The following is a 22,009-nucleotide window of genomic DNA, read 5'->3' on the forward strand; positions in this document are numbered from 1 at the left end:
TTTTTTCAATCCTATATTATTCTTTATTTTAGTTTTATTAATTCTTCATTTAGATCTATATTTTTTTTATTCGTCATCAAATTCTTTACGTGCAATCACTTTAAAAATCGTATCGAGATCAAAGCCTCGATATTGCAAAAAACGTATTTGTTTGGCTTTTTGTTTTGGATCACGTTCAACAGCTTTGCCAAATTTTTTTATCTTGAGCTGGTAGGCTTCAGTGACCCAATCTGTTTCTTTTAATTCATCCTGAATTAATTCACTGTCTACTTTTTTATTTTTTAACGCGAGCTTTATACGATTAGGGCCTTTACCTTTACGTTTTTGACTCGATAGCACCATCTCTGCTACACGCTGATCGCTTTGATAGTTCTCACGCGCGAGTTCTTCCACCAAGTCTATGACTTCTTCACGGCTATCCGCATACAGTGCTAATTTCTCGATTAAATCCGCTTTTGAGTATTCTTTACGTGTGAGTACTGCAAAAGCGTACGAGCGTAGACGAGAGCCGCGCAGTCCTGGTTTTTTTTCAGCATGAACATCTTTACCATTGGTGTCAAAATGCAACGCAGTGTGATCGATCACCGAAGTATTGTCATGTGAAATGTCAGTTTGTGCAGCATGATTTACGCAGGTAGTTTCTTCAGCTTCTGCAAACTGTTGTTTCAGTGCTTCATAATCAAGCAAGAGTGGAAAATGGTCTTTAGTCATGGGGTCATTTTAATACAAATTTTGAGTGCAAAACAAAACGCCCCGTAGGGCGTTTCGTGTGCTATTAAAGTATGCTGTAATTAAGCATCTAAAAAGTCTGGTTCTTCTTCGTCTTTGTCTTCTACAGGTGCTGTACCCGTAGTCAGAAGTTGTTCACGAATCAGTTTTTCGATAGTTTGCACAAGTTCAGGGTGTTCTTCTAAGTGGCGAATGGTATTGTTTTTACCTTGCCCAATCTTGTCACCTTGGTATGAATACCAAGCACCTGCTTTTTGAACAATTTCTTGTTGTACTGCGAGGTCAACAAGCTCACCTAAATGGTTCACGCCTTTACCATAAAGAATTTGGAAAATCGCTTCACGGAATGGAGGAGCCATTTTGTTTTTCACAACTTTCACTTTGGTTTCTGAACCAATGATTTCGTCGCCTTCTTTCACTTGACCAATACGGCGGATATCTAAACGTACAGATGCATAGAATTTAAGTGCATTACCACCAGTTGTGGTTTCTGGGCTACCAAACATTACACCAATCTTCATACGAATTTGGTTAATGAAGATCACCATACAGTTAGAACGTTTCGCATTACCGGTAATTTTACGCAGTGCTTGGCTCATCAGACGAGCTTGTAAGCCCATGTGTGAGTCACCCATTTCGCCTTCAATTTCGGCGCGAGGGGTCAGTGCAGCGACCGAGTCGACAACGATCAGGTCAATGGCACCTGAACGTACCAGCATGTCTGCAATTTCAAGTGCTTGTTCACCATTGTCTGGCTGTGAAACAAGTAAGTTATCAATATCTACGCCAAGTTTACGTGCGTATTGAGGGTCTAATGCATGTTCAGCATCGATGAATGCACAAGTACCGCCAGCTTTCTGACATTGTGCAATAGCTTGTAATGTCATAGTCGTTTTACCAGAAGATTCAGGACCGTAGATTTCTACGATACGACCTTTAGGCAAACCACCAATACCTAGTGCGATATCTAATGTTAAAGAACCTGTAGAGACAGCTTCAACTGCCTGTACGGTGTTATCACCAAGACGCATAACGGTGTTTTTACCAAACTGCTTTTCAATTTGGCTTAAGGCCGCATTTAACGCCTTGCTTTTATTATCATCCATCTTACAACCTCAATACGATGTCACGAAACAATATACTCAAGTGGATGTATTCAGTTTAAATCTGTTCCACGAGGGTATAGTGACAGAAATCATCCTTTTGTTCTATGAAAATCACAACAGGTGCGACATGTTGTGACGCTTTTAACTTAATCATCATTATAAGACCATTGCTGGTCAAACTGTTGATCATTTTCTCTTTTAAATTTACCAATATCTCGACGATCTTTTTTACTTGGTCGATGATCTGGCCGAGCTAGATTATGCAATTTTCTTTGTGATGCGAGCAATTCCCGTTTTGCAATACTGACCTCAGTTTCATCATAAAGCAGCTGAGCGGTTGGGGCAGGCCCACGAACATCCGACAGTGCTTTCACCACCACGGTTTTTTTCTCAAGGCCTTGTGCAATGGTTAATTCCATGCCTACACGAACTTCACGAGAGACTTTAACGCGTTCGCCATTATGATGAACTTTACCGCCTTCAATAGCATTTTTGGCAATAGAGCGTGTTTTAAAAAAACGTGCAGCCCACAACCATTTGTCTATACGCATACCAACCGCATCTTCGGATAGATTTGATTTACGCATATTTTTTCTGTTCCTCGGCTTGCTCAGTCGTTTGAGCTTCTAAAATAGGGATTAAATCTGTTAATGCGGACAGCATTGGGTAATTGCAAGTCTCGCGAGGCGCTTTGGCAGATGAAGGTTGCTGAATCGAATAGAGCTGTTCAATCCCAAAAAGTTTTGCACCATTGAGCACTTTTTCTGTGTCATCAATGAAATAACAGTTTTTTGCATCGAAGAGATGTTTGCTTGCTAATATTTGCCAAAACTCAATAAACTCTTTGGCATGACCGAGAGTCTCTGAACTGACGATAACATCGAAAAAATCACGAAGACCGGTTTCTTCAAGTTTGAATTGTAAGCCTGCATAGTCGGCATTGGTCGCAAGCCAAATAGGATAGCCATTTTCTTTCAGATAGGTGAGTAGCTCAATGCAGCCTTCGCGTTTAGCCACTTTGGCTTTTTGTTCTATTTGCATTGCCAAAACATCAACACCAACTTGTGATGTCCAAAAGCGAGAGGAGTACCATTTTAGGGTATGATTATGTTGTTGATAAAAACTAAATAGCGTTTGCTTGCTTTGTTCGAGTGAGCACTGATGCTGTTCAGCATAGCGAATTGGCAGCAGCTCATTCCAGATAAAATCATCATAAGCAAGATCGAGTAAAGTACCGTCCATATCAAAGATGATCGTCGGCTTTTCTGAGTAATTTGGCATATAAAGGTATTCTATGTTTAAAACAACAACAGCACCGCAAGACCCACTGATTTTGCAGTTGGTTCCCATTGTGACACAAGCTTGCGAAATTTTGCGAGAAGAATATCAGCGTTATTGCTCAGGTGCAGATTTTGATGTGGAACGTAAAAGTGATGATTCACCTGTAACGCAAGCTGACTATCGTGCAAATAGCTATATTACCCAAGCTTTATCCGTAGTTTCTAACTTGCCTGTATTGTCAGAAGAAGGTGATAAGTCAGAGCGTATGCAATGGCAAAGATTTTGGCTGCTTGATCCTTTGGATGGTACCAAAGAGTTTTTACATAAAAGACCTGAATTTACCATTAATTTGAGTTTGGTTGATGGCGCCAATACCACCTTTGCCATATTGGCGATCCCGGGGGAATATAGCGTATATATTTGCCCCTTTGCGGGACTGCCGTTGAAATATGATAGCCAGTCAACTGCATGGTATGAATATGTTGAAACCTCTGAAGAGAATGTCGTACATGTTGGCTTGAGTCAGAGTGCTAAAAATAAACCGATTTATACGGACTATCTAGACGCTTTAGAAAAACTCACTCCTTATCAGGCCTACCATGCTGGTAGTGCATATAAGTTTTGTATGATGTTAGAAGATCGAGTGGATATTTACCCGCGTTTTCATCCTACCTGTGAATGGGATACCAGTGCTGGACAATGTTTAATCGAGCGTATTGGTGGTGGATTGGTTGATTTTAAAGGTCGCGCATTTTTATATAACCAGCGCAAGACTTTATTAAATGGTGGATTTATTGCATTTAAAAATGCCGAAATGAAAGAATTGGCCTTAAATGCTTTGGCAAACATGCCTGACAAAACTTGAGCTAAATCGGGTTCATGCTATAGTGTCAGCACACTCCGTTAAATCTCCTGCATTTAAGAACTGTCAATTATGGCCCTAGATTTGCTCCCTCCTAGTATGCTGAAAGCAATAGACTTATTGCCGGATGAAAAGACGCCTGTAACATTGTTTACACGTCATTCCATTCGTGAAGTTGTACAAGGACAAGGCTTGGCCGGTTATGACTTGCAACTGACCCATCAAGGACGTGATTTAGCCGAAGCGTGGGGCAGCTATTTGGTTGAAAATACCGATCGTGTCATTCAGCACTGTATTTCGAGTCCAATTCAACGCTGTGTGGATACGGCGGCATTGATGATTCAAGGTGCGGATAACGTCACGATTGAACCGAATACCCACCATATCGAGATCATTGAACAAGGATTATTGGTCGAGCCGGGGAGTTTTGTGCTCGATATTAAAAAAGCAGGACCATATTTTCAAAAGCAAGGCGCTTTGGGCTTTATCAATAGTTTTGTGAATAATGCTTTGCCGGGTATGAAACAGCCCATTCATGGGGTGGTAGATGTATTGGAGTTGATTTACAACACTCATCCAACCAATGATTATGGGCTGAGTCTAGCGGTGAGTCATGACACGATTTTGGCTGCAATTCTTGCCATTATTTCAGGTAAAAATATCGTGACACGCGAAGACTGGCCGAAAATGATGGAAGGTTTATTTGTTTGGTTTGAAGGAGATGTATTCCTTGAATCTAAACTGAAATGGATTTGGCGTGGTGAACTAAATGAATTAAATATTCGTGAATTTCAGCAAGCTGAACAGCAACTTTAAGAAATTTTGCTAATAATAAAAAAATTTAAAAAAGGCATCCTATAAATGGATGCCTTTTTTATCTGCTTCAATATTTCATTAAATAAAAGATTAAATATTGGCTTTAATTCGTGCAGGATACTGATTTAAATCAATACTTGAACCGTCGTCACTATAAGGCCAGCGGCTAGTATTGACAGGGAGATGTTGTTGGTGGATTCGACTGTATTTGTCTGCGGCAATCAATGTGGCAATGTCATGATCTTTAATGCTATACGCTTGCACGAGTTCAACTGGATATTGTGTGCGTTCAAAAAATGCAGCTTCCGTTTCCCCTTGATGCAGCGCAAAGATGCGTTCTACAGCCGGTAAATACACGCCATATGCTAACCATGAGTCTACGCCTTGAGAGGCTTGAATCTCAGCGGTTGATTTCATATTTGAAATGACTTTACCTAAAATGTCTTTTTCACCTTTCGATGTAAAATATTCAATATATTGATTTTCTGCTTCTGCAAATTTTTCTAATGATGGCAAAAATTGGTTAATCGACATTTTTATCCCTCTTTTCATTTGTACAGCAATGGCTGCCTAGGATGAAAATTAAAATACCATAAAAAATATATGGGATTAAACCATTTCTAAAAATTTTTATTTACAAAGTTTCTAAAAATATCCTGACAATTTTTGTCGGGAATATACGATTGTATTTAAAGGACTACACCTTAATTTTAGTTGATAAGTGAAGTACCTGTCACAGCAATCGTGATTCAGCCAATACTAAATATTTAGATTTAATTTGAATTGTTAATAAGTGACAAAACGCGGCAATTGAATGATTAATAAAAAGAAAATAGCATTATATTTGTTGTAACTTATTGATTTATATATTTTATGTAAGTCTCTTTATTGGATTTTTTTGTGGCTAATTGGGGAATAGTAGTGAAAAGTGTGATAGATTTTTCATATAACAAATTATCAATTTGTATTGTGTCATTCATGTTAGTTGCTTGTGGTGGTGGAGGCGGTGGTGATAGTTCAAGTGGTTCTGCATCAACTGCAAATTATCCAGAACCGACCCAAGACATAGTCGATGATACCAGTATTGGCTTTTATGACTACGATGCAAATGATGCTGTTCGTGAAATACGAAATGATTTAGTCGGCAACTTTTCAGCGCAAGTTCAATTTGGTCAAAGTCATGTCGTCGATCCGAATGCGAACGAAGCCAAGAAAATGCCACAGTTAACCAGTGAAAAAGAAGCGCTGCTTATCGTGACGCCAACACTTGATATGCAAAACATCAAGCAACTCAAAGTAGAAATCTATCAAAACAACCGCTTAATTCGTACCGCGACATTGGATGATCCGACGCAAATGCCTGTTTCAGACCAGAGTGGGCAAAGAGGTCGTCCAGATGTTTGGTACAGTAAACGCGCGTGGACCACGAAACTCAATTGGGATGAAGTTAAACCCGGTCTAAGATTAAAATTTATCGATGCAAATAAAGTCAGCGGTGAATTGGCTGAAGATAAAATCGATTTTGCTGCACCAGGTGAATTGGTTTTAAATAATATCCGTGTTGGTATGTTGGCAGATAAGCCAAATTCTACCGGTCACTATATGCTGCTTGAGCCTGAAAAAGCAGGTACAGATTATTTCCAAACCATTCCTGCAGCAGAAATGACCGTTGCACAATATGATGATATGCAGTTAACACGTGCAATGGTTTCCTCAGGTGTTATTTATGACAGTAAAAGTGCTGGAGATGGTGGTGTTTATGCAGGAGACATGCGTGAAGATGTCGGTAAATCAACCTTTAGTGTCGGTATAAACCTTGCCAACTGGGGCATTACCAGTGCATCTATGGCCAACCAAAGCCAGCCACAATTAACCCAAACAGTGGTTGTCCATCATACGAAGGGGAGCTATGCCAATGGTGTGCATACTCATGGACTGAGTGGCGGTAATGGTATGCTGACGCTCTATGATTCTGTAGGGAATGAATTTAGCCATGAAATCGGTCATCACTATGGTTTAGGACATTACCCTGGTCAGGTAGGCGACAATCTATTTTGGGCTGCACATCATGCGGATAGTGGATGGGGCTATATTGCCAACCGTCATATGATGCGTGGTAATTTATCGTGGACAGCGACATGGAAGTGGGATGGTAGCAATGGGATCCCTAATTTTAAAAATCTGTTCCCGTACGGTAAAGATGCCATGTCTGGAGGGTATACCGATAGTAATGTATCACGATATACGCACTACACGGGTTACAGCACATTCCTGAAAATTCAACCACACTTTGACCGTTATGTCTGGGATGAAACATCACCTACAGGCTATAAAAAGTGGAACAAAACCACTCGTGAGATGGAAGTCGCACAACCGAAAATGCCAAATTCGACGGCTCCGGTTTGGTATAACGCAGATCAAAATTATCCACGACCACGGGTCTTTGGGCAGCCTGTCATTACAATTTTAGGTGGTTATGATCCAGTCAATCAAGTCGGTTTGTTATACCCTGCGGCACGTTCAAACTGGGGCAATGTTTATGATCTAACAGCTGCCAATACGGCCTTAGATCAAGCGGCATGTTGGTTGAATGTGCAATACACTCATAAAGTCAACAATATTGCTTTAGCACCTGCACGATTAGGTAGTAATGCCAATAAACTGCATGTCAATTTAGCTTTGGCAGATCAACCACAGAAGGTCGATTTATACTGTAAAAAAGCAGGTGAAGAAGCCAAATTATTAGCAAATATTGATATTCCAGTTTACAGCACAGCGATCAAGCCGGCCGTCAAAATTGGACGTCAACATGGTTATAGTGCTTTGCGTGCTATTGAACTTCCTCAATTGGAAAGTGCTTTGGAAGCGCAAGCTGCAAATGCTGTTGTTGCTCTTAATCCAACTGAAAAAATGCTGTATGAGTCATATAAAAATGACAAGTCATTGATGAATAGTGTGGCGCGTCAGCAATTAACCCGTTATGAGTCGCAACAAAACACCGCATACCGACTAAATCGTTGGATGAATGTGTATGCTCAAGACCTAACCAATCAAGTACCTGAGGCGCAAAGCGCGCTCGAAGCATTTATGAAAAAGCTTTCAGTCACTCAAGAAGGTTTGTTCGAGCAGGCGACATTGATCAAAAATGGTAACAACTGTTTGAAATCTGAAACCTTAACTGATGGAACATTAAATTTATACATCAGTGGCCCAAGCGGTTGTACGGCGGATGATACTGAACAGTGGGTATATGATGCGATTGGTCGTATACACAGCAAGTCAAATCCAGATCAATGCATAACAGGCAACGGTGGTTCAGCTAAAGTGACGCTAGAACGTTGCGTGTTAAACCAAACCAACCAAATTTGGACCATGGACCCTACGACTACAACGATTCGTCAAAGTGGTCAATGTATGGATTTAAATACGGGACGTTTGCAGAATAACCGTGCGGATTTAATTCGATATAGCTGTACCAATGGTGGCAATCAACGTTGGACAAATTTGACAGCAAGCCAAAACTTATTATGGACATATTTATCAGCGACGAATATGAGGTTGATCAATAAATAATCTGTAAATAGAAAATAAGGTCCTTATTGGACCTTATTTTTTTGCCTTTAAAAATCGATAGGCACAAAAAAAGCCCTAAAAAGGGCTTTTTTCATCGCAACAAATTAGTTAGCTAAAGCTTTAACTTGTGCATTTAAACGGCTCTTATGACGAGCAGCTTTGTTTTTATGGATGATGCCTTTATCAGCCATACGGTCGATTACAGGAACAGCTTTTTTGTAAGCTTCTGTAGCGACAGCGTAATCACCAGCAGCAATAGCAGCTACTGTGCGTTTAAGATAAGTACGAACCATAGAACGTAAGCTTGCGTTGTGTTGACGTGCTTTAACGTTTTGACGAGCACGTTTTTTTGCTTGAGCAGAGTTTGCCACTCGTGCACTCCTTGAAATAGATTGGTCTGGGCGGGCTGAAATTACATCTGAAAACCAACATCAGAAGAACTATCACCAGCCCGTAAACAAGTGCCATATTGTGATTAAACTAAGCGCTTAAGTCAAGTCTTGACATGCTTTGACAACATTTTAGATGCAGAAAAATTTTAAAGAAAACGTTAGATTAGTCTAAAGTGATTGAGATTGTATGAAAAATGACTAAAAGTATAGAGAATGCAATTGTCATTGGGGCAACAGGATTGGTCGGGCGGGAGCTGGTTCGTCAGCTCAGTCAAAATACAGGATGTAAGAATATTACTGCTGTGGTACGTCAGCGTGACCATGAACTGAATGGACTGGCAAAAGTTCAACAATTGGTTATTAGTGACTTTCTTTCTCTGACTCAGGATGATGTGAGAGATTATAGTCATGCCTTTAGTTGTTTAGGCTCGACCATTAAAAAAGCAGGGTCTAAAGATAATTTTTATCAAATTGATTTTAGCATCAATGCGCATTTTGCTGAATTATTAGAATATACAGAAACCCATTTGATCATTGTCAGTGCTATGGGCGCTGACGCCAATTCCGCATTTTTTTATAATCGAGTCAAAGGGGAATTGGAATATTATTTAAAAACCTTAAAGTTAAATCAACTTTCGATATTAAAGCCTTCGCTGTTACTTGGTGAGCGTCATGAATCTCGACGTTTAGAAGATGCGACACAGAAGCTCTATATGCGCTTTTCGCATTTTGTGCCTGACCGTTTCAAATTTAAGCCAGTGACAGCACAGCAAGTGGCTCATACTATGGTCGAGGCTGCACAAACTCAGACTGAAAAGTTCGAGATTTATGATAATTTACGCATACTAACAATTAAATGAGGGAAATACCGTGTCTACAGTTCCATTCGTCACCTGTGATTTACTTGATGATCATCCAGATAAAGAATTACAAGTGGTGATCCCGTCATTGGATGGTAAGTTCTTTCAAAGTTATGGTGCACGGAAAAGTTTTGGCGGTCAGGTGATTACGGTCAAATGTTTTGAAGATAACTCTCGTGTTAAAGAATTATTGGCAACCGATGGTACGGGTAAAGTATTGGTTGTGGATGGTGGTGCGTCGATGCGCTGTGCCTTGATGGGTGATATGATTGCTGAATCTGCAGTCAACAATCATTGGAATGGTGTCATTATTTACGGCTGCGTGCGTGATGTTGATGCGATTGCAGAACTTGATTTAGGTGTGCATGCTTTGGCTGCGATTCCACAAAAAAGTAACCGCAAAGGCGTGGGTGAAACAGATATTCCATTAAGTTTTGGTGGTGTAAACATTCAGTCTGGTGATTTTATCTATGCTGATAATAACGGCATCGTTGTTTCAAAAGAGCAATTGGTTGCTTTATAAGCGTATTTGAATTTTTAGTCGTGGAATGAAAGCGTAATTCTTGCTCATACACGACGATATAAATGTGAAAAAGAAAATACAAACATCAGCTGAGGACTCTCGGCTGTTGTATAAAAATACCAAATAAAAAAAGAAAGGAAAAAGTATGTTGTTGCATCAATTAAAAGTGGCGCAAGCGTTGCTCTCAGGCGTAGCAGAAGGCGGACGAGGTACAAATGGGACGCCTTATCCGAAACAACCTGAAAAAGCCCTTAAACTGTATGAATTTGAAGGGTCTCCCTATTGTCGTCGTGTACGAGAAGTACTAACCACACTCAATTTGGATTATGAGGTCTACCCATGTCCCAAAGGGGCTAAAAAGTACCGTTTAGAGGTACAGAAATTAGGTGGAAAACAACAATTTCCTTTCTTGGTGGATGACAATACTGGGGATCGTTTGTACGAATCTCAGCAAATTATTCATCATCTATTTAAACATTATGGCAAAACAGGCCAAACGCCTAAAAAATATGCCAATTATCCTAAAATTCCGTATGTTGCCTATGTTGGAACTTTAATTAATGGGGCTCAAGGGGTGTGGGTGCAGCGTAAAGTTATCCATCGTGATGCACCAAGTCAACTCTTAGAACTATGGGGTTTTGAAGCGAGTCCATATACACGCATCGTACGTAGCGCATTGTCTGAAATGGAATTGGCATATACCTTTCATAATGTGGCTAAGGAGCGTTGGCAAGATCAAGGATTAGCGATAATGCGCTTAAAACCTGGTAAATATGTACCTCTAAAAGGTGGTAAGCGTGAACAAGTGTTAAAAATCATGGGGAACAATATTCAAGTGCCATACTTGAAAGATCCTAATACTGGTGTAGAACTTTTTGAATCTGAAAAAATTGTGCAATATCTGAAAAAGCAATATTTGAGCTAATCTTACTCAAGTTTAAGCTAAGTGCAGTGTATAGTCAGACAGATGGCTATACACATATTGTAATGATAAATGGGTCTAAAATTAGAAGAAAAATGCATCATAGCTGCATCAATTGAATTAGAATAAATTATTAAAAATAAGAAATTTACTTAATTATAGGGATATCCTAAAAGGATTAAACTCATTAATGTAAAAGACATTTCATTTTTTCGGGGGAAGTAAATCATGTCACCACAAGAAGTCATACTACCCGTACCGGTGCTTGTCGTTGAAGATGAGGAAATTATTCAATTACGTTTACGTCAAATTTTGACGGAGCTGGGTTATAAGCGTGAAGAGCTTATCTTCACCAAAAATGTTAAAGAATCTATTCAAGCCGTAGAGACACAACCGATATCATTAGCCTTAGTTGACTTAGGTTTGCCTGATGGCAGTGGTATCGAAATTATTGAAAAAATACGTTCCCTCGAAAGTAATACTATGATCTTGGTTGTCTCTGCATGGAGTACACAAGAAAGCTTATTTGCTGCGATTAAAGCAGGTGCAACAGGCTATGTATTAAAAGAACGTGATGATGCTGAAGTACTTTTATCTATTCGGAGTATTTTACGTGGTGGGGCGCCGATTGACCCATTTATTGCACGAGAAATCCTAAAACAAATATCCGAAGCTGAAGCACCAAGTCCAGAACAAACAGTCGCCGATGAAGCAGACTTAAACCTGCTGACCAGTCGTGAAAAAGAAATTTTATGTTTGGTTGCTCAAGGTTTGAGTAACCGTGAGATTGCTGAACAGCTTTTTGTATCACGCTATACCGTAGAAAGCCATATTAAACATATTTACCGAAAATTAGCCGTAACGAAACGAACCAAAGCCGTGAGTACAGCAAGATCTATGGGTATTCTATAATGCGTAAAGGAGGATATTTTTTCTTATTTATCCTCTGTTTAGTATGGGGGAGCTTGAGTCATGCAGAGCAAGTATTCCCTGTAAATGATCAATGTAATGTAACTGTGAATAGCATTTCAAGGGTGAAGACACCATCCAATCAAGAATTACCCAGAACGGGATGGAAAACCACACAATTACCTGATCGTTGGAAAGAAGATAAAGACTGGGAAGGTTATCAAGGTGGTGCTTGGTATAGACTAGACTGGTCTTGGTACTGTAAAAATAATGCCCGTTTGGCAGAACCCATCGTACTATATATTGATTATATCATTAATACGGGTTCAGTCTTTCTGAATGGCGACTTGCTGTGGACCAATAAAAATCTTCAAGAACCGATTTCTAAAAGTTGGAATGTTGCGCGCTATTGGATTTTACCGATAAGTGGAATCAAACATGATCATAATGAAACTTTGATCTATGTGTATGGTTACTCGAGTTTAAATGCTGGCTTGGGCCCAGTAGTATTTAACAATGTAATGGCAACGGTAGAGCAAGCCGAAAAAACAACATTTACACGTCGGACCATATTACAGTTAAATATTTTTCTTTCTGGGGTCTTGGGTCTAATTTGCTTTATCATTTGGTTGATGCGTCCTCGTGATACCAGTTTTGGCTGGTTTGCGCTTTCAACAGTGCTGTGGATTTTATTTCTCAGTAATGCCCTGACTACTGAAACCTTTCCATACCCAGATTCGGTTTTTTCTGCCAAAGCTAATCTGATATTTGTAATGCTGTACTTTCAGTGCTTTAGCATTTATATCTTACGCTTTCTTGGGCGTAAGTTTCCACGAATAGAACTGTCATTTACAATGTTGACTGCTGCACTGATTGGTGCGGTGTGTATTTGGCCATTCGAACAAAATGCAGATATTTCGAGCCTTATTTTCTTTTTGTATTGTGCATTCTTTTTTATCACTTACCTCTATCTGTGTAAAATTTGTTTCAAAGAACGAAGAAAGGACTATATTTTATTAGCAATCTGTTTGACTGCGATAATTGTGATAGTCATAGCTGACATCATGGTCTTGGTACTCTTTCCAAAAGAAAATTTTACACCTTTATCACCCTTTACTTCACCGATTATAACCTTATTTATAGTGGTGATCTTGGGGGCGAGACTCAATCGAAATATACAGAAAATTGAAAAATATAATGATGATTTGGCATTTGAAGTTCAGAAAGTCAGTGATGAACTATGTAGTAGCTTGAATGATAAACATCAGCTTGAACTGAGTAATGTACGCCTGCAGGAACGGATTAAATTATCGCATGATCTGCATGATGGTCTGGGCGCATCCATTGTGCGCTCGATGATCTTGGTTGATCAGTGTGAAAGTAATATTCCAAACAGACAGTTCTTGTCGATGTTGAAATTATTGCGCGATGATTTAAGGCAAATTATTGATAGTGGATCATCTTTAGACAGTAAAGTGCCAGATTCACCTTTGCTCTGGATCGCACCTGTTCGACATCGCTTTAGTCAGTTGATGGATGAAGTGGAAATGAATGCCAAATGGTGTATTCCTTCGCAGTGGGCGATCAAACCAACGGCAATTCAGTGTCTGACTTTAATACGAGTGATTGAAGAAAGCCTGACCAATATTGTGAAACATAGCCAAGCAAATCATGTCAATGTCACGCTGTCACAGTTCGAAAATGGCGCATTGTTATTAACTATTGAAGATGATGGCGTCGGTTTTGATGTTGAGAGTGTTTCAAATCATGGCATGAGTATCGGTATGAGAAGTATGAAAATGCGTGTGGAGCGTATAGGCGGAAATTTCAAAATTCATTCTCAGCAAGGCTGTACCATTATTCAAACAGAAATTAATTTAAAATCAGCTGCATAAAATAATATGTTGAAATAATAAAAATGATGATCAATTCGATATTAAGTCATCTAAAGCGCATTGCATTCTTCTGCTGTGTCACTTTTATCGCCGCTTGTGGTTCGCAGGATCATGCGTCTAAACCAGGTGAGTATGGGCAGATTTTGTTCCAACAAGCAGTGTTAAGTACCGAAGAAATTCAACAATTACTCAGTGAAAGTCAAAGCGATACAAATGCATTAAACACTAAAAATTTTGCAGTGGATTACACGGCGACATCGAGCCAAAACCTATATCGTGCAGTCTTGTTGGTCAGAGGTAGGGCAATGACCAGTGGTGAGGCATCTGTAAAATTTCAAATTGATAACTACAATGCTGCTATTCAACAAATCTCAAGCAATCTTATGCAAATGGATGCAGGTGTTGATCAGGTTGAACGATTAGAAACATTGGATGCAGGACAAGATTTTATTTTTGTTATGGACGGTGCGCCGTTTTCAGTCAATGCTGCCATTGAGCCAAATAGTATGACCAGTCAACTGAGTTTGTTAGAGTCAAGGAATGTGGAGTTTCAAAGTATTGAATTACAAATTTGGCAAGGCAAAGGTAGTCAATACGGTGTAATGCGCTATCTTTGGTTTATTGGATTGGTGTTATTGATTGTATGGGTTTATCGTGTGATCGTGGAGAAAAAAGCCGATCAAGTCGAAGATTTTTTAAATCGTAGAAAGCGAAAATAATGCTATTCAGCAGTATAAAAAGGGAGCATGACGCTCCCTTTTTATTGAGTTTATTCAGCTTCCGTTGGGACGAGCATCAGCACAGATTCATTTAATAGCATGGCAATATCTTCTAAGATATCAGCATCATATAAAGATTCGTCTAGCGCTAGACTTTGGCCATCGGCAATGGTTTTTAAATGCACTGCAAATTCGTCTGAGATACAGATTCCTTCGCCATTTGCCCAAAACAAAATATCACCGTCTTGCTCTGTATATAGTAAGCGTGAAGCCGGTTCTAACATGAGTTGATAGCCTTGATCTAAGGCCTCTTCAAGATCACCAGTGCCGATTTCTTCGGCTTCAGGAATATTGTCAGGATATTTAGGTTCTGACATTAAGCTCATGATTGCATCTTCAAGTACGGTTGAATTTTGCAATTGTTCAAATAACTTTTCTTTTAAATACTCAAGTTCATTTTCAGTCACTTGGCCAATCGCACTGATTTGGTCACGTAAAATGTCAGTTAATGGATTTTTAAGTAGAGGATTGTCTGTGAATTTGTCTGTCACTCGATCCATCATTTCAGTGACATTTGGCATGCGGAAGCCAAATGAATACGTCAGACATTCATCTTCAGCTACGCCATAATGTGATAGGCCTGGTGGCACATAAAGTAAGTCGCCGGGAGCAAGTACTTCATCAAAATGAACGTCCATTTCTGGCAGTAAGCGAAGCGGTTGACCTTCGACAAATGAAGTATCTGCATCACACATCTGACCCAATTGCCAACGGCGGTGACCATAGCCTTGTACGAGGAATACATCGTAAAAATCAAAATGTTGCCCGACAGAGCCACCTTTTTGTGCATACGACACCATGATGTCATCACGACGCCATTGCGGAATAAATGAAAACTGCTTCCATAGCTCGGCTAGGTCAAAAGAATAATGATCGACAGCTTGAACCAATAAAGTCCACAGTTTCGGCATTTTTTGAAAATCGGCTTTAAGTAGTGGGGAAGATTTCACTGTCCATTGGTTAGGATCACGATCTTTTTGTTTGATGAGACGTGCAGTGACGTTATCTTCTAAAGCCAATTCTAGAACGTCTTTCGGTTCAAGTATTTGGGCAATTTCAGGGAGTGCATTTCGAACCAATAATGGTTTTTTTTGCCAATATTCGGCAAGGAATTGTTCAGCGCTGATGCCGCCGAGGATGTCAAGAGAATGAGCCATAGCTAAATACATACAATTTCAATGGATATATTGTCCCTTGAGATTCCTGTTTTTAGCAAGGCTCTATTTCATTAAATTATTTCGATTAGCTTGAGACTATTTTAAAGGATTGTCTTTGAGATATTGCATGACTAATTTTTCAACTTCCAAATCATAGCTATTGGCAGCAGCCGTGGTCGCTGAAAATTTCATGAATTGCTCAAAATGTGCATTGGTGTCAATTTTAGTATTTTCTTTATCAGACATTAATTTGAAATGATTCGGCATGACTTTTGCCATCATTTCAACATTTTCGGTTTGTAGTTTTAGAAGTTTTTTCACTTCAACTGTTTGTGGTTGAATGCTTTCAAATTTTTGTTTGCCTAGAGCAACCAGTTTATTGATTTGTTGTTCTGGCGTGTTACTACCACCGGTTTTGGTTTTAGTGCCCAGTTGTTGAATGATTTGCTCCTGCATCGCAGCGCCTTGTTGTTCTAATTCAGCATAGATAAATTTATATTGAACCCACTCATTGACTAAGTTTTTGTTGTATTGCTGAGAGTTGGTCACAGTTTGATTCACTGTATTGGTATGACCGTTTGTCGAACAAAATAGAAGGCTAATGCTAATGAGGCTAGATGAAATTAAATTAAACGTTTTCATGTTTTCAGTTCTTGGTTGTAATAAATAAGTAAGTGACTTTTTAATCATTAGCCCATAAAGAGCTAATGATGTGTTTATTATGCTGTAACAAATAAAGATTTTAAAATTATGGGACTAAGATCTTAAGCTCACGCAAAATATGGCAGAGTTTAATCATCGGCATACCCATGAGTGTAGTTTGGTCTTGCCCGATCATTTCTTCAAATAAGCTAATCCCTAAACTTTCACATTTAAAACTGCCAGCGCAGTGTAACGGTTGTTCAACCTGAACATAACGTTCAATTTCAGGCAAGCTAAGTTTGCGAAACTTCACTTTATAGTGCTCGACAAGGGTTTGTTCAAAACCTGTCGATTTTTGTTGGACACTGAGTGCCGTACTGAAATAAACGATTTTGTCAGAATTGGCTTGAAGCTGCTTAATGGCTTTTTCATCGCAAAGCGGTTTACCGATAAAAATATCTGGTGCACCTTCGCGCCATGCGACTTGGTCAGAACCAATCACAATCGCGTCTGGGTGCTGGTTTGCAATCGCAGAAGCTTTTTCAAATGCCAGTCGCTTTGCTAACTCATCGGCGTGGTTTTCACCGCGAGGTGTTTCGTCTATATCTGGTACGATTGAGTGGTAATCAATCCGTAAACGGTCCATCAGGTCTTTACGGGTTTGGCTGCTCGAAGCCAAAATGATTTTGGGAGTACTCATTACACTGCATATTCCATAAGTACATCAAGCGGCACATAAGACAGCGCCGCTTGGTGACACGCTTGTATTTTAATAGGTGGGGCAAATCCTTCTTGATACGCCTCCACCCAGCGAGTCACACAGATACACCAGAAGTCACCAGGTTGTAGTCCTGGAAAACCAACTTCGGGTAAGGGTGTGATTAGGTCATTGCCAACTTTTTGGGAAAAGTTTAAAAATTCAGATGTCATTTGTGCACACATCGTATGCTGACCAAGGTCTGTTGTTGCTGTATGGCAAAAGCCATTTCTAAAATATCCGGTAATCGGATCAAAACAACAGCTTGCCAAGGGTTCGCCTAAAACATTTAAACGATTAATATTTGGGTCTGGATGAATCGACATAAGCGCTGAATCTTTATAAGGCTTTTCGCTATCATAACAAAACTTTGGCTCGACATAGCTTTTCTGCAAAAGAAGCTAACGTTTTTCTGCATAATCATTTAAAATCGTCGCGTTTTGATATCAATAAAAGAGAGTAATGCATGAACTTTCAGCGTATGACTGACCTAGATTTGGCGGGTAAACGTGTTCTGATCCGTGAAGATCTTAACGTACCAGTTAAAAATGGCGTGATTACAAGCGATGCACGTTTACGTGCGGCGTTGCCAACAATTAAAGCAGCTTTAGAAAAAGGTGCTGCTGTAATGGTGTATTCACACTTAGGTCGTCCTGTTGAAGGTGAGCCTAAAGCAGAACAGTCTCTAGCACCTGTAGCCGCTTATTTAACAGAAGCTTTGGGTCAAGATGTTCAACTGATCACTGATTATTTAGACGGTGTTGACGTTGCGCCAGGTCAAGTGGTTTTACTAGAAAACTGCCGTTTCAACGTAGGTGAAAAGAAAAACAATCCTGAATTATCTGCTAAGTATGCAGCACTTTGTGATGTTTACGTTATGGATGCATTTGGTACGGCTCACCGTGCAGAAGCATCGACTGAAGGCGTAGCACGTTGTGCAAAAGTGGCTGCCGCAGGTCCTTTACTTGCTGCTGAGCTTGATGCGCTAGGCCGTGCACTTAAAACTCCTGCAAAACCAATGGTTGCGATTGTTGCAGGCTCAAAAGTTTCTACTAAATTAGATGTATTAACTTCACTATCTGACATCTGTGATCAATTGATCGTGGGTGGTGGTATTGCCAATACATTCTTAGCTGCTGCGGGCTTCAATGTTGGTAAATCACTTTGTGAAAATGACCTGATCGACACAGCAAAAGCCATTGCTGCAAAAGTATCTGTACCACTTCCAACAGATGTTGTTGTTGCTGATGCTGCTGAAATTGATTTTGCTGACTTCCTTGGTTCATTAGCTGCTGCAAAAGCTGTTGTGAAAAAAGTTGAAGATGTAACAGACAACGATATGATTTTGGATGTAGGTCCTGAAACTGCAAAAGCATTTGCAGAAATCTTGAAAACTTCAAAAACTATTCTATGGAATGGTCCAGTAGGTGTGTTTGAAGTTGATCAATTCGGCGAAGGCACCAAAGCATTGTCTTTAGCGATTGCAGAATCTGAAGGCTTCTCGATCGCGGGTGGTGGTGACACGCTTGCTGCAATTGATAAATATGAAGTTGCAGACAATATTGGTTACATCTCGACTGGTGGTGGTGCTTTCCTTGAATTCGTTGAAGGTAAAACTCTTCCTGCCGTAGCAGCGCTTCTTGACCGTGCTTAATTTAGTATTATTAATAAGATAGTACAGTATTAAAAAAGGTTGGCTTCGGTCAGCCTTTTTTTATCGCCCATTCATTTTGCCGTCATCAAAGTGCAATATTTCTGCAATAAAATTCATCGCAACACCTAATTCGCAGTAGTAGGAAACAACGATGAACTTAAAACTTGCACTTGCTGTACTTTTAATCGCACCATTAACTTTGACAGCTTGTGCTAAAAAAGAGTCTGCACCAACGGAATCAGAAGCATCTGCTGTTGCCGTAGACAATGCTCAAACAACGCCAGAACAACAAAAAGCCATTGATGAACTTGATAAGCCAGTATTGGATGAAAAGAACCAAGATGTTCCTGCTGAAATTGCAAATGCACCTGCAGACGAAGCAACAGCTGACGCTGAAACAGCCGCTTCAGCAGCAGCAGCTCACTAAGATTGTTGTCTTTATTTAAAAAGTCCCTGCAAATGCAGGGATTTTTTTTTAAATAGTGTTATTTGTTGCTGAATTGAAATGATTGAGCATGTAGAATATGCGGCATTACCTGGGAGGATATTATGGCTCTTATTTCATTGCGCCAGCTCTTGGATCACGCCGGCGAACATGCTTACGGCGTACCAGCATTCAACGTAAACAACTTAGAACAAATGCGTGCAATTATGCTTGCAGCAGATGCAACAAATTCACCTGTAATTGTACAAGCATCTGCGGGTGCACGTAAGTATGCAGGCGCTCCGTTCTTGCGTCATTTGATTTTGGCAGCAATCGAAGAATGGCCACATATTCCTGTGGTTATGCACCAAGACCATGGTACTAGCCCTGATGTATGTCAACGTTCTATTCAACTTGGCTTCTCATCAGTGATGATGGACGGTTCTTTAGGTGAAGACGGTAAAACACCAACTTCATACGAATACAACGTAGATGTGACTCGTCGTACTGTTCAAATGGCACATGCGTGTGGCGTTTCAGTAGAAGGCGAAATCGGTTGTTTAGGTAGCCTTGAAACTGGTATGGCTGGTGAAGAAGATGGTGTAGGCGCTGAAGGCGTACTTGACCATTCTCAACTTTTAACTTCAGTTGAAGAAGCGCGTTCATTTGTATCAGATACAAATGTTGACGCACTTGCAATTGCGGTGGGTACTTCACACGGTGCGTACAAATTTACTCGTCCACCTACAGGTGACATCTTAGCGATTGACCGTATTAAAGAAATTCACGCTGCGTTACCAAATACGCATCTTGTAATGCACGGTTCAAGCTCTGTGCCACAAGAATGGTTAGCTGTAATTAATGAATTCGGTGGTAACATCGGCGAAACTTATGGTGTTCCAGTAGACCAACTTGTAGACGCAATCAAACACGGTGTTCGTAAAATTAACATCGATACTGACTTACGTCTTGCATCTACAGGTGCTATGCGCCGTATGATGGCTGAAAAACCAGCTGAATTTGACCCACGTAAATTCTTCTCTGCAACTGTTGATGCAATGAAACAAATTTGTATCGATCGTTATGAAGCATTTGGTACAGCGGGTAATGCTGACAAGATTCGTCCAATTTCTTTAGAGAAAATGGTGAGTCACTATAAATAATTTGTCTTGAGATAGATTATTTTTGAAGAAAAGCCCACAATTAAGTGGGCTTTTCTTTGATTTGAACTTAGAAAAATTGCTTTAAATACAACTCAAGAATAAGAGCGTGTCATGGAATTGATCTTTGCTGCCGCGATTTGCAGTGTTCTCGTTTCAGTAATTCTAAAACTATGTCGTGATCGGGGTTTTAACCCTGCACAAATGATCACATGGAATTATGCATCCGCGAGTATTTTATGTTTTCTATGGTTTAAACCGGATCTAGCTCATATTTCGATTAATAAAACACCGTGGGTTTTAATTGCGGCTTTGGGTGTATTACTGCCTACGATTTTTTATTGCTTAGCGCGCTCACTGCAAACAGCGGGTATTTTAAAAACCGAATTGGCTCAGCGTTTATCTGTTGTGCTTTCTCTTAGCGCAGCCTATTTTATTTTCAGTGAATATTTTAATGCCATTAAGCTCATTGGTATCGCACTTGGTGTACTTGCGGTATTGCTGATTTTATTTTCACAGCGCAAGGGAAGCATTGATGGAAAGCAGGGTATTTTATTTTTATTAAGCGTTTGGGCAGGCTATGCACTGATTGATGTGCTATTAAAATTTGCTTCAGGTTTGGGCATGCAGTTTGCGGTGACTTTAAATTTGGTGTTTATTTGTGCATTCTTACTTTCGAGCATTTATAACATCGTACAGCACGGCAGTTTGGGGCAGACCAAAAATATCCTCGCTGGATTGGGCTTAGGTCTCTTAAACTTTGCCAATATCGCACTGTATGTGAAAGCCCACATGTTGCTTAAAGACACACCTGCAATCGTGTTTGCTGGAATGAATATTTTGGTCGTGGTTTTAGGTGTGGTTGCGGGCCTCATCATCTTTAAAGAAAAATTGAGAGTCGCAACCGTCTTTGGTTTGATTGCAGGGATCATGAGTGTGGTTTGCTTAGCATATGCCATGTATGTCTAAGATAATTTTTAGCAAAAACGATCGGGTGTTGTAGTAAATCATCCCATTCAGCCACGCCCATGAGCAGTCCTTGATCTCGACAGGTTGGACACTCAGGGCAGTGATGATCAGTATATTGATCAGTATATTGATAAGTATGTAGATACATTTGATGGCAATGACCGCATTCAAACTTCATCGGCATTTGTAGTAAATATGACATGTCCCACCTCTGCTTGATTTGTTGTTCTGATTCAAATTATTCAGCAAAGTCCAGACCAATTTATAAATATTATATTTTCACATTGTTGCTAAATATGTCGTTATTAAAAAAGCCCTCGATTTGAAGGCTTTTAGTTTTAGATGCTTAGTTAACGTGTGAGTTGTTGAAAACGTTGTAAGGTGTTTTCAAAATAACATTTACCCACTGCAACGGGGTGTTTTAGGAAATCTTGAGTTTCAATCGTGCCTTGTAACTGACCCGGTTGTTTACAGTTTGGGCAGTTTGGATAGCTATGGAGCATATCGCCCGCATATTTTTGTAAATAAACCGTATTGCACGCTTCGCAATGAAATTTCATGGGTAATTTTATAGCTGTAGGCATAGGGAGAGACCTGAG

The 22,009-nt window shown here is 39.9% G+C and carries 24 protein-coding genes; 13 read left to right on the plus strand and 11 right to left on the minus strand.

Going from position 1 to position 22,009, the window contains the following annotated elements; genetic code table 11:
- Positions 1 to 66: 66 nt before the first annotated feature.
- From FTU80_RS03940 to FTU80_RS03955, 4 genes are all read right to left on the minus strand, one after another.
- Complete coding sequence (locus FTU80_RS03940) at positions 67 to 711, minus strand: regulatory protein RecX (protein WP_180084305.1); 645 nt, start codon at positions 709 to 711, stop codon at positions 67 to 69.
- An 80-nt stretch (positions 712 to 791) separates the two neighbouring features.
- Positions 792 to 1,835 (minus strand): recombinase RecA, encoded by a 1,044-nt coding sequence (gene recA, locus FTU80_RS03945; protein ID WP_078193524.1) that lies wholly within the window; start codon positions 1,833 to 1,835, stop codon positions 792 to 794.
- Between the two features lie 146 nt (positions 1,836 to 1,981).
- A complete protein-coding gene (locus FTU80_RS03950) occupies positions 1,982 to 2,422 on the minus strand; it encodes an RNA-binding S4 domain-containing protein (protein ID WP_180007773.1) in 441 nt (146 codons plus the stop codon).
- Entirely contained in the window at positions 2,415 to 3,116 is a 702-nt protein-coding gene (locus tag FTU80_RS03955) for an HAD-IA family hydrolase (RefSeq protein ID WP_180084306.1), read from the minus strand. Before FTU80_RS03955 ends, FTU80_RS03950 begins: the two co-directional genes overlap by 8 nt.
- A 13-nt stretch (positions 3,117 to 3,129) precedes the next feature.
- On the opposite strand from FTU80_RS03955, the gene FTU80_RS03960 reads away from it, so the two are divergent.
- Entirely contained in the window at positions 3,130 to 3,981 is an 852-nt protein-coding gene (locus FTU80_RS03960) for a 3'(2'),5'-bisphosphate nucleotidase CysQ (protein ID WP_180084307.1), read from the plus strand.
- Positions 3,982 to 4,050: 69 nt separating this feature from the next.
- Positions 4,051 to 4,794, plus strand: coding sequence for a histidine phosphatase family protein (locus tag FTU80_RS03965; protein WP_078188709.1), 744 nt, complete (start codon positions 4,051 to 4,053; stop codon positions 4,792 to 4,794).
- Positions 4,795 to 4,884: 90 nt separating this feature from the next.
- Here FTU80_RS03965 and FTU80_RS03970 read toward each other — a convergent pair whose 3' ends face one another.
- Positions 4,885 to 5,328: a hypothetical protein gene (locus FTU80_RS03970; protein ID WP_180004630.1), complete on the minus strand. Its 444-nt coding sequence runs from the start codon at positions 5,326 to 5,328 to the stop codon at positions 4,885 to 4,887.
- A 444-nt stretch (positions 5,329 to 5,772) separates the two neighbouring features.
- Here FTU80_RS03970 and FTU80_RS03975 point away from each other — a divergent pair, with 444 nt between their 5' ends.
- Positions 5,773 to 8,367, plus strand: coding sequence for a M66 family metalloprotease (locus tag FTU80_RS03975; RefSeq protein ID WP_180084308.1), 2,595 nt, complete (start codon positions 5,773 to 5,775; stop codon positions 8,365 to 8,367).
- Between the two features lie 104 nt (positions 8,368 to 8,471).
- On the opposite strand, the gene rpsT is transcribed toward FTU80_RS03975, so the two are convergent.
- Positions 8,472 to 8,738, minus strand: coding sequence for a 30S ribosomal protein S20 (gene rpsT, locus FTU80_RS03980; RefSeq protein WP_078188707.1), 267 nt, complete (start codon positions 8,736 to 8,738; stop codon positions 8,472 to 8,474).
- A 215-nt stretch (positions 8,739 to 8,953) separates the two neighbouring features.
- On the opposite strand from rpsT, the gene FTU80_RS03985 reads away from it, so the two are divergent.
- The 6 genes from FTU80_RS03985 to FTU80_RS04010 all read left to right on the plus strand — a co-directional run bounded on the left by FTU80_RS03985 (position 8,954) and on the right by FTU80_RS04010 (position 14,587).
- Positions 8,954 to 9,619 (plus strand): NAD(P)H-binding protein, encoded by a 666-nt coding sequence (locus tag FTU80_RS03985; protein WP_180084309.1) that lies wholly within the window; start codon positions 8,954 to 8,956, stop codon positions 9,617 to 9,619.
- A gap of 10 nt (positions 9,620 to 9,629) precedes the next feature.
- Positions 9,630 to 10,142: a ribonuclease E activity regulator RraA gene (gene rraA / locus FTU80_RS03990; protein WP_180084310.1), complete on the plus strand. Its 513-nt coding sequence runs from the start codon at positions 9,630 to 9,632 to the stop codon at positions 10,140 to 10,142.
- Between the two features lie 145 nt (positions 10,143 to 10,287).
- Positions 10,288 to 11,067 carry a glutathione S-transferase N-terminal domain-containing protein gene (locus FTU80_RS03995; protein WP_180078403.1) on the plus strand — a complete coding sequence of 260 codons (780 nt, stop codon included), beginning with the start codon at positions 10,288 to 10,290 and terminating at the stop codon, positions 11,065 to 11,067.
- A 225-nt stretch (positions 11,068 to 11,292) separates the two neighbouring features.
- Positions 11,293 to 11,976 (plus strand): response regulator transcription factor, encoded by a 684-nt coding sequence (locus FTU80_RS04000; RefSeq protein ID WP_078188703.1) that lies wholly within the window; start codon positions 11,293 to 11,295, stop codon positions 11,974 to 11,976.
- A gap of 53 nt (positions 11,977 to 12,029) precedes the next feature.
- On the plus strand, positions 12,030 to 13,868 hold the full coding sequence (locus FTU80_RS04005; RefSeq protein ID WP_306669691.1) for an ATP-binding protein: 1,839 nt from the start codon (positions 12,030 to 12,032) through the stop codon (positions 13,866 to 13,868).
- 23 nt (positions 13,869 to 13,891) lie between these two features.
- Positions 13,892 to 14,587, plus strand: a complete 696-nt coding sequence (locus FTU80_RS04010; RefSeq protein ID WP_180084312.1) for a hypothetical protein — start codon at positions 13,892 to 13,894, stop codon at positions 14,585 to 14,587.
- Between the two features lie 50 nt (positions 14,588 to 14,637).
- Here FTU80_RS04010 and FTU80_RS04015 read toward each other — a convergent pair whose 3' ends face one another.
- The 4 genes from FTU80_RS04015 to FTU80_RS04030 form a co-directional block, all read right to left on the minus strand.
- A complete protein-coding gene (locus FTU80_RS04015; protein ID WP_180027242.1) occupies positions 14,638 to 15,804 on the minus strand; it encodes a cupin domain-containing protein in 1,167 nt (388 codons plus the stop codon).
- A 96-nt stretch (positions 15,805 to 15,900) separates the two neighbouring features.
- Complete coding sequence (locus tag FTU80_RS04020; RefSeq protein ID WP_162689708.1) at positions 15,901 to 16,446, minus strand: hypothetical protein; 546 nt, start codon at positions 16,444 to 16,446, stop codon at positions 15,901 to 15,903.
- A 106-nt stretch (positions 16,447 to 16,552) separates the two neighbouring features.
- Positions 16,553 to 17,146 carry a nucleoside triphosphate pyrophosphatase gene (locus FTU80_RS04025; RefSeq protein WP_180084313.1) on the minus strand — a complete coding sequence of 198 codons (594 nt, stop codon included), beginning with the start codon at positions 17,144 to 17,146 and terminating at the stop codon, positions 16,553 to 16,555.
- The gene (locus FTU80_RS04030; protein WP_078188698.1) at positions 17,146 to 17,529 is read right to left on the minus strand and encodes a DUF2237 family protein; all 384 of its coding nucleotides are present in this window, start codon (positions 17,527 to 17,529) and stop codon (positions 17,146 to 17,148) included. The genes FTU80_RS04025 and FTU80_RS04030 overlap by 1 nt, the downstream gene beginning before the upstream one ends.
- 140 nt (positions 17,530 to 17,669) lie before the next feature.
- Here FTU80_RS04030 and FTU80_RS04035 point away from each other — a divergent pair, with 140 nt between their 5' ends.
- From FTU80_RS04035 to FTU80_RS04050, 4 genes are all read left to right on the plus strand, one after another.
- The gene (locus FTU80_RS04035; protein WP_180084314.1) at positions 17,670 to 18,857 is read left to right on the plus strand and encodes a phosphoglycerate kinase; all 1,188 of its coding nucleotides are present in this window, start codon (positions 17,670 to 17,672) and stop codon (positions 18,855 to 18,857) included.
- A gap of 151 nt (positions 18,858 to 19,008) precedes the next feature.
- On the plus strand, positions 19,009 to 19,284 hold the full coding sequence (locus FTU80_RS04040) for a hypothetical protein (RefSeq protein WP_078193510.1): 276 nt from the start codon (positions 19,009 to 19,011) through the stop codon (positions 19,282 to 19,284).
- A gap of 122 nt (positions 19,285 to 19,406) precedes the next feature.
- A complete protein-coding gene (gene fba, locus FTU80_RS04045; protein WP_180007283.1) occupies positions 19,407 to 20,444 on the plus strand; it encodes a class II fructose-bisphosphate aldolase in 1,038 nt (345 codons plus the stop codon).
- Between the two features lie 111 nt (positions 20,445 to 20,555).
- Entirely contained in the window at positions 20,556 to 21,410 is an 855-nt protein-coding gene (locus FTU80_RS04050; protein ID WP_180084315.1) for an EamA family transporter, read from the plus strand.
- 350 nt (positions 21,411 to 21,760) lie between these two features.
- On the opposite strand, the gene FTU80_RS04055 is transcribed toward FTU80_RS04050, so the two are convergent.
- On the minus strand, positions 21,761 to 21,994 hold the full coding sequence (locus FTU80_RS04055) for a hypothetical protein (RefSeq protein WP_078188692.1): 234 nt from the start codon (positions 21,992 to 21,994) through the stop codon (positions 21,761 to 21,763).
- Positions 21,995 to 22,009: the final 15 nt, after the last annotated feature.

Source organism: Acinetobacter sp. YH12145, from assembly GCF_013418335.1.
In the GTDB taxonomy this organism is placed as follows: Bacteria; Pseudomonadota; Gammaproteobacteria; order Pseudomonadales; family Moraxellaceae; genus Acinetobacter; species Acinetobacter amyesii.